Annotated in this window: 2 protein-coding genes; both read right to left on the bottom strand. The window is 56.6% G+C overall.

Going from position 1 to position 1,121, the window contains the following annotated elements; all coding sequences use genetic code 11:
* Nucleotides 1-747 (bottom strand): integrase core domain-containing protein (locus IE158_RS13375; protein ID WP_229839140.1); only part of this gene is annotated, 747 nt, incomplete at its 3' end.
* Nucleotides 748-827: 80 nt separating this feature from the next.
* Nucleotides 828-1,121: transposase (locus IE158_RS13370; RefSeq protein ID WP_229839139.1), on the bottom strand; the 294-nt coding region annotated here is incomplete at its 5' end.

Raw genomic sequence — 1,121 nt, 5'->3', positions numbered from 1 at the left:
GGGGTAGGCGTATCCCAGACTGGAATGCCTTCTTTCAAAGTTGTACCAGTTCCTGAACTTCGTGCTGAACGCACGAAGCTGGGTAATATTCGTCAATTCTTCCCGGAACACACCGTCATATTTGAAGGTCCGGTTGAGCCTTTCTAGGATGCCCATTCCTCCCTTCTGCGAGACCTTAGCCCGTACCCAGTTACCCAGCTCGTGACAGGCCGCCTGGAATGCGCCAGACGTAAAATCTGAGCCACCATCAGTCATGATCAGGAGCTGCTCGTCTATGCCGAGATGGTGCAGCACATGGACTCCCCGTTGCAGCGCGGTCACCGCGCTGCTTGCAGAGAGATTCCGGACTACTTCAATGTGCAGCAGTGCGCGACTTTCCACGTCCAGGACGAGATAAGCCCAGCAGATCCCGTCCGACAAGCTGAGCCGTGTGGCATCGATCTGAACTCGGCGGGCCGCTGGCCAGAGAACGATGGCTGTAGGACATACCGATGGACGGCGTTTCTTTCTGGGAACCGGACGCTGCACCTTCAACTCAGCCATGCTGCGACGGACGGTATGGATGCCGGGAGAAGGCTGTTGGGCATCTTCTTGCAGGGCCTGGTAAATCAGACGGTAGCCGCTGAGTGGCTCTTCCAGGGCTTTGAACCGCACCGCTTCTAAGATCTGCCAGCGTTGCTCCGTTCGCTGTGCAGAACGCACAGCGTTCTGCCGGGCATCGCGCAGGACATGATATGGACGCTCCACCTCGCCAGCAAATCTGCTGAGACTGAGTTTCGGGTGGTCTCCGAGCAACTCCTGGTAGCACGCCAGGAGTTCATCTACGCTCAGAGACCCCGGATTTTTTTTGCGATATAGAGTGACAATTCCTTGTCCGCAATGATGGCCTTGAGCTGCTGGACTTCCTTCTCCAACTTCTTCTGGGCTGCATCCGGCCTCGCTCCCTGGAGGCGGGCACGGCCCGCTTCCAGAAACTGTGCACGCCAGCTGTGAATCAAACTCTCGCTGACCTCGTATTCACGAGCAGCTTCCGCGATGGTGTGCTCCCCCCTTAGGACAGCCAGAATAATTTGCTCCTTGAGTTCAGGTGACCAGGTTTTGCGTTGTCTTCCCATATCTTC

The sequence above is a fragment of the Deinococcus piscis genome (genome assembly GCF_014653275.1).
Taxonomy (GTDB): Bacteria; Deinococcota; Deinococci; order Deinococcales; family Deinococcaceae; genus Deinococcus; species Deinococcus piscis.
This window is presented reverse-complemented; position numbering and strand designations above follow the sequence as displayed.